Consider the following 7469-nt stretch of genomic DNA (forward strand, 5'->3'; position numbering starts at 1 on the left):
TATTCTAGACAAACTCTTGTTCCAGCAGAGAGGGACTAAAGGATAAAACGGGTATGAAAGCCTGATTTGTGATCGGCTATATTCCCTACTATCGTGTCTGCGAATAAATTATGTTAATCTCCTTCGCCCCGTTTCAGTGCTGCTAAAACTGCTTGCTGGCTAACTGCTTGGTAGATTTTGCTAAAATGCTGCTTGAGTGCGTCAGATGCGGGCGAGGATTTGCTAGCGGTTCCTTTTCCGTCGGTTGCGAGGGGAATTGGGCCTAAGATATCTAATACTGTTTCGCTGCTGGGCGGCGGTACAATAACTACTAAAGATGATTCTAGCTGCTGGTTGTATTCCCAAAAGCGATCGACCTTTGGCAATTTAGGATTCGTAGTGGGAGAATTTTCGCCGGAGTTGATTTGGGAATTTTCCTCTCCTTGCGTACCTCGTCTCTGGCGGAGTGCTGTCAAGATTTGCTCTTTGGTTCTCCCCCGCAATTGAAAGAGTACGAAGGGGTCTTCGCTGAAGCGATCGCCCAATAAGTAGTATACTGCACTGATGTGTTTGCAAGGGTTTTTGGGGTCAGGACAGCTACAGCGCGATCGAATATCTGACAAACTTAACGGAAATAGCGTTTTGCCTGCTGCTGCAAATACATCTTCAATATTGTGCGGCATTTCTCCTGCTAAGAGCTTAGCGGAAAAAACTGCTCTTTGCGACATATTTTCAATCACATAATCCCAATCTTCATCGCTTAAGGTATCAAGTCCTAAAGAAACTTGATAGGGTTTGGGATCGGTTCCTTGAACTATGGCAATTACTTCTTGATTGGGAAATTTAATGCTGAGAACTTTACCTTCGCGCGCATACTGCCAGCCACGTTCTAAGCGCTTTTTGAAGCGGTAGGTATTGATTAAATCTAACCACTGTTGGGTCCACCATTCTCTGTCAATCATAAGCGGAAGGAAGAAGGAAGAAGGAAGAAGGAAGAAGGAAGAAGGAAGAAAGCTTTAGTTATCTAGTAGAGTCAGAAACCGAGTCTTTTAGTAAAAAACTGGACTATAACTTTTAATTTTGGTAGAAAAGCCGGTTTCTTTGGTCAGAGTGTGTAATTACTCTGATTTTTGACAACTAAAGTCCTCACTATAAACCGAAGAAAATTAAGCACATTATTCTTCTTCATTTTCTATAATAGCATTGCGATCGAGAATTAGTAAATTGCGAAGTTGGTCTGTATCTAGCTCGGTGAGCCAGTTTTCGCCGGCGCTGACTACTTGTTCGGCTAGAGCTTTCTTACTTTCGATCATATCGTGTATTTTCTCCTCTAAGGTGCCAGTGCAGACAAATTTATGCACTTGCACGTTGCGAGTTTGACCGATGCGAAATACGCGGTCAGTTGCCTGATTTTCTACTGCGGGATTCCACCATCTGTCATAGTGGAAAACGTGGGTTGCTCTGGTTAAGTTCAAACCTGTACCGCCAGCTTTTAAAGATAAAATCATAATCGGCGGGCCTTGGGGGTCGTGCTGGAAGCGATCGATCATTTCTTCGCGCTGCTGTTGCCGAATTCCTCCGTACAAGAACAAAACTTCTCGCCCTAAATGCTGTTCTAGATGCGGTTTTAGGAGTTTTCCCCATTCGGCAAATTGAGTAAAAATTAAAGCCCGATCGCCCTCAGCGATCAACTCTTCTAACATTTCCACCAACCGCTGCAATTTCCCCGATTCCTGACTCTTAATCTCCAATTCTTTCGGCTTAGCTTCTGCTTTCACAAGAGCAGGATGGTTGCAAAGCTGCTTGAGTTTTACCAGCAAAGCCAGAATCATTCCCCGGCGCTGAATGCCTTCCGCTGACTCTAATTCCGCTATTGACTCTTCGACTATTTTCTGATATAACACCGCCTGTTGAGCAGCCAGCCCACAAAATACAGTCATCTCCTGTTTTTCGGGCAAATCTTGGATGATTTCTTTGTCAGTTTTCAAGCGGCGGAGGATGAAAGGCCGAACGAGCGATCGCAAAGTCTGCAATGATTCCCTATCTCCGTATTTCTCGATCGGAATTGCAAATCGGCGCTGAAAGAAATTGCGCGGCCCCAAATAGCCAGGATTGAGAAACTCCAAAATAGACCACAATTCTTGCAGTCTATTTTCCACTGGAGTTCCCGTCAGCGCAATTCTAAAAGATGCCTCGATTTGTCGCACCGCTTGCGACTGCTTAGCCTCGGAATTTTTAATATTTTGCGCTTCATCTAAAACCAATCCTTGCCATTTAATGCCTTGAAATTCCTTCGCATCGCGAAACACCAGGGCATAACTGGTAATTATTAAATCCTTTCCTTTAATTTCAGCCGCAAATGCTTTGCCTTTAGCGCGCTTGTCTCCGTGGTGAACTAACACCTTTAGCGTCGGGCCAAATTTCTTGACTTCCCGCTCCCAATTGCCCAATACCGATGTCGGGCAAACCAGTAATGTTGGCGCTTCTAGAGAATCTTGTTCCTGTAAGTGCACGAGGAAAGCAATTAGCTCGACGGTCTTGCCTAATCCCATATCGTCCGCGAGACAAGCGCCCAAACCCCAGCGTTCTAAGAATGCTAACCAGCCTGCTCCTAGGGCTTGATAAGGCCGCAATTGTCCTCGGAAACTAGCCGGAGTTGCGATTGCACTTACCGCTTGATTATCGCTCAAAGTATTTAACAACTCCTGAAGCTGACCCGTGGCCTCAAAATTCACCACAGGCAATTTTTCGATCATCTGAGTATCGCCCGACGCCAAACGCAAAGCATCCTCCAAAGAAAGAGTCATTTGCTCTTTGCGGCTGGCAAAAAAAGTTTGAGCCGCTTTCACATCTGGCGCGCGCAACTCCACCCACTCGCCATTAATTTCCACCAAAGGCGAATTCAACGCGGTCAATCTGTCAAATTCTGCCTTAGAAATGCGCTGTCCGCCGATCGTCAATTCCCACTTAAAATTTAGCAGACTTTGCAATCCCACCCCACCTTTCGCCGGAGTCACTTTCGGAGTTTCCGCTTGAATGCTCAAGCCCAAACGACTCGCCCAACCATCTGTCTTTGTCAAACTCGGCGGCAAAACTACGCCCAACCCGCTATCAGCAAACCGCCAAGCTACAGACTTAATAAACTCGTAAGCTTGCAGCGGATTTAATTGGCAAGATTGAGGTCGCTGTGCTTGCAAGCTCGGTTCAATTAACGGATAAAGTTTCGAGGCTAAACCCAAGCCGCTGAGCAAAGTTTCTTGAGGTAATTCTATTGTCCGCCCCGCATAAGCCAAACGCTCGACTGAGTTGTTCCAAACAGTTGTCGCATCCACCAAAAAGTCGGTTTCATCTGCTGCTTGCAAGCAATAATTTAAATTCCAGTTGGCTTTACCGGGCGCTGGTGGTATGAGTTGAAAGCAAGTGCGAAATTGACTTTGTTGAGATAATTGGTTTTGCAGCGGTGCAGTCCAAGCACTCAGCTTGGTTGCCAAGTTTTCCAATGCTGCTGTTTCTACTTGCACAATCCCAGATTCCTGCTGCAAAGCTTGCAGCCAGTCGCGCACAGGAGAAACTGCTTTGATGTCTAAAGTAGAGCTACCAGCCGATCGCACTTGACTATCTACAATACTACTCAAAAAGCCTAACACCAATTCCTCCGCCCCCATCGGCAAATCCACCGCTAAAGGTAATTGACTGGATTCTTCTGCCTTTTCCCCTCTTCCTTCTTCCTTCTTCCTTCTTCCTCCTTCCTTCTTCCTGACATCCGTTACATCCGTTACAGAATCCGTTGCCGAACTTCCTTCTTCCTTCTTTCTGACATCCGTTACATCCGTTACAGAATCCGTTGCCGAACTTCCCTCTTCCTTCGATTGATATGTTCTGCAAGCCGTCGGCATTTGCTTGACAAAAGTGGCGAGGCGGAGTGTATCTGTAGAACTATCTAACAACGGTTGCCATTTGGCAATAGCAGAACCGTCGGACTGTTTCTCCAATCCAGGCAAAAATTTGCATCTTGCCAACAAATCCAAACTCCACCTAGCAATATGAGACCAAAAACGCAAATCTGAGCCGACAAAAGAGTCTGGTTCCGTGCTGTTAAGCGGTAGTGATTGCAAGAACACAAAAGCTGCTTGAGGGTTGAGACAAAAACCCTCGACTTGCCAGGGATAAAGGTAAATTTCCTCGATTTTTGCCGGTTCCTCAAGTGCTGCTGCTGAGTGCTGCGGCATCAGATTTGCGTTCGATTCTGAGATTTGGGTGGGAAGTGCGATCGCCCGAATTTCGCTTTTAATTGAGGAGTTGGGTGCGGAAATGTCTACGGCGCTTTGATTTTTGGGCAATCGCCTAGTTTTTTTGCTTTTTTCCGGTGGAGTTTCTGCGGTTTCCGGTAATTGCCAATCCAGTTTTCCCGACTGCTGCAAAGAATTTAGGAAACTCTTAAATTCCGCTTCGGTCATTGCTAAGGGATGCGGTAGATTTATCCCCGATTCTATGGTGTCAATTGCTCCAATTTTTCGCCAAGTTTCTCCCCAAATAAATAAGCCACTTTTTTCATTCTCTAGTACCCAACTGCCGTGTAAAATTGCCATTTTTAAAATCCTGATATTTTTATTTAAGTGTGATGTTGACTACTACATTTATATGGAATTTATGAAAAATTTATTTAAAACAAACCGAGGATATTTTGAGCCAGACATGAATTAGGTAAAACCTGTATATGTAGGGTGTACCATAAGCACCTTACGGCTTATTCCGTGTCCTAGATAACTAAATCCCTCTTCCTTCTTCCTTCAACGTCCCAATTCCCAAACGAAAATTCATCGTACCATCTATGGAAGGCGTTTAGCGGGCGATCGACCGGAGAATCGACCAGAGAATCGACCCCAGACTGCAAAAAATAATTATCGAGTATAAATACTTACAATCGAGACACAGACAGTCGATCGCGAGGCGATTATCCCTGTCTTTTGGCGTCGGACTCTCAAACATCCTGTGGTAATGTTACGATCCCGACAGAGAAAGAATGTGGTAGATAAGGAAGCAGTGCTACATGGTAGAGATAGACAAGTCAATATCCTTCGATGGACGGGATATTAGACTGAAGATTGGTTTACTAGCGCCTCAAGCAGGCGGTGCAGTTTTGATTCAGTCGGGTGACACGGCGGTTTTGGTGACAGCGACTCGATCGCAAGGGAGAGAAGGAATTGATTTCCTGCCCTTGTTGGTGGATTACGAAGAGAGACTCTACGCTGGCGGTAAAATTCCCGGTGGATTTTTGCGAAGGGAAGGGCGTCCCCCAGAAAAAGTGACTTTGACTGGCCGTTTGATCGATCGACCGCTGCGCCCGCTATTTCCAAGCTGGCTGCGAGATGACATCCAAGTTGTAGCCACAACGGTTTCGATGGACGAACAAGTGCCACCGGACGTTTTGGCGGTGACTGGCGCTTCCGTAGCGATACTGCTGGCGAAAATGCCGTTTTACGGGCCGATGGCGGCGGTGCGAGTCGGTTTGGTAGGAGATGATTTCATCATCAACCCCACCTACAGCGAAATCAAAGAAGGCGAGTTGGATCTCGTGGTAGCTGGTTCTCCTGACGGAGTAATCATGGTGGAAGCCGGCGCCAACCAATTGCCGGAACAGGATATCATCGAGGCGATCGACTTCGGCTATGAAGCAGCCTGTGACTTGATTCAAGCCCAGCGCGAAATTATGGCGGAATTGGGCATCGATTTGGTGGTAGAGGAACGGCCATCGCAAGATTCGGCCCTGGAAACCTTCATTCGCGATCGCGCCCAAGAACCCATCCGCATCATTTTGTCAAGATTTGAAAAAGACAAAACAATACGGAATGCAGCATTGGACGAAGTTAAGGCAAATGAAGTCGAAGCTGCGATCGCCGAACTCCCGGAAGAGGACCCGGTAAAAGTAGCCGCCACTGCCAACAGCAAGGCGATCGGCAACGTTTTCAAAGACGTTACCAAAAAAATGATGCGGAAGCAGATCCTCGAAGATGGCATCCGTGTAGACGGTCGCAAGCTAGACGAGGTGCGACCCGTTTCTTGTCGCGTAGGCGTGCTGCCGTCGCGAGTACACGGCTGTGCGTTGTTTAATCGGGGGTTAACCCAAGTCTTGTCCGCAGCTACCCTGGGAACCCCAGGCGACGCCCAAGACTTAGGAGACGACTTGCACCCGCAGCAAGACAAACGCTACTTGCATCACTACAATTTCCCGCCGTTTTCGGTAGGAGAAACCAAGCCGATGCGATCGCCCGGACGCCGAGAAATCGGTCACGGAGCCCTCGCAGAACGCGCTTTACTGCCGGTTTTGCCATCCAAAGAAGATTTCCCCTACGTGATTCGCGTAGTTTCAGAAATCCTTTCTTCCGACGGTTCCACCTCAATGGGTTCAGTTTGCGCCTCAACGCTAGCATTAATGGATGCAGGCGTTCCCCTTTCCCAACCCGTCAGCGGCGCGGCAATGGGCTTAATTAAAGAAGGCGATGAAGTCCGAATTTTGACTGACATTCAGGCAATTGAAGACTTTTTAGGCGACATGGACTTCAAAGTAGCCGGTACCGACACCGGGATTACTGCTTTGCAGATGGACATGAAAATCAAAGGTTTGCCCTTAGATGTGATAGCCACCGCCATCCGCCAAGCCAAACCGGCCAGACTGCACATTTTAGAAAGAATGCTGGCAACCATCGACACTCCCCGCAAGGAAATGTCGCCGTTTGCACCGCGTTTGCTAACCCTGAAAATCGATCCAGAATTTATTGGTTTGGTAATTGGGCCTGGTGGCAAAACGATCAAAGCCATCACCGAAGAAACCGGTGTCAAAATTGACATCGAAGACGACGGAACCGTGACAATTGCTGGCAACGACAGCGAAAAAGCTCAGCGGGCTTACAACATTGTCCAAGGCATGACGCGCAAGTTGAATGCAGGAGACGTGTATGTCGGCCGCGTAACTCGAATTATTCCGATCGGCGCTTTTGTGGAAATTTTGCCCGGAAAAGAAGGAATGATTCACATTTCGCAGTTAGCGGACTACCGCGTTGGCAAAGTGGAAGACGAGTTAGCTGTGAACGATGAAGTGATTGTCAAAGTGCGAGAAATTGACAATAAAGGTCGAATTAATTTGACCCGCTTGAATATTCATCCCGACGAAGCGGTAGCCGCCCGCGAAGCGCTGAATAAATAGTTTACGGTTGGTAATTGGTAATTGCTTGTAGAGTAATTGCTAATTGCTAATTGCTAACTGGTGATTAGTAATTGTTAATTGCTAATTGAGATTAAATCTGATTGTTTCAGATTGATTTGGGAGTAGGTGCGCGACAGCGACAGATCGACAAAAGTGCGATCGGCTGTAGAAGTTAATACAGTCGCGCACTTTACCCTCGGCGGTTGCTATAAGTAGGGCTTGCTGAATAAGTCCAAAAAACTCAAAAAAGTTCGAGCGCGCTATTGCCCGCCCACGCTCAACATAA

4 protein-coding genes are annotated in these 7469 nt (G+C 47.0%); 1 reads left to right on the top strand and 3 read right to left on the bottom strand.

Annotated elements, in window-relative coordinates:
* Positions 1-113 precede the first annotated feature (113 nt).
* Together QUA23_RS20920 and QUA23_RS20925 are read right to left on the bottom strand one after the other, a co-directional pair.
* Positions 114-941: an SWIM zinc finger family protein gene (locus QUA23_RS20920; RefSeq protein WP_333061164.1), complete on the bottom strand. Its 828-nt coding sequence runs from the start codon at positions 939-941 to the stop codon at positions 114-116.
* 213 nt (positions 942-1154) lie between these two features.
* Positions 1155-4568: a DEAD/DEAH box helicase gene (locus QUA23_RS20925; protein ID WP_333077728.1), complete on the bottom strand. Its 3414-nt coding sequence runs from the start codon at positions 4566-4568 to the stop codon at positions 1155-1157.
* A gap of 461 nt (positions 4569-5029) precedes the next feature.
* On the opposite strand from QUA23_RS20925, the gene QUA23_RS20930 reads away from it, so the two are divergent.
* Positions 5030-7183, top strand: coding sequence for a polyribonucleotide nucleotidyltransferase (locus QUA23_RS20930; RefSeq protein WP_333037503.1), 2154 nt, complete (start codon positions 5030-5032; stop codon positions 7181-7183).
* Positions 7184-7264: 81 nt separating this feature from the next.
* On the opposite strand, the gene QUA23_RS20935 is transcribed toward QUA23_RS20930, so the two are convergent.
* Positions 7265-7469 (bottom strand): hypothetical protein (locus QUA23_RS20935; RefSeq protein ID WP_333110500.1); only part of this gene is annotated, 205 nt, incomplete at its 5' end.

Origin of the sequence: Microcoleus sp. Pol1C5 (assembly GCF_036701115.1) — a bacterium.
Taxonomy (GTDB): Bacteria; Cyanobacteriota; Cyanobacteriia; order Cyanobacteriales; family Microcoleaceae; genus Microcoleus.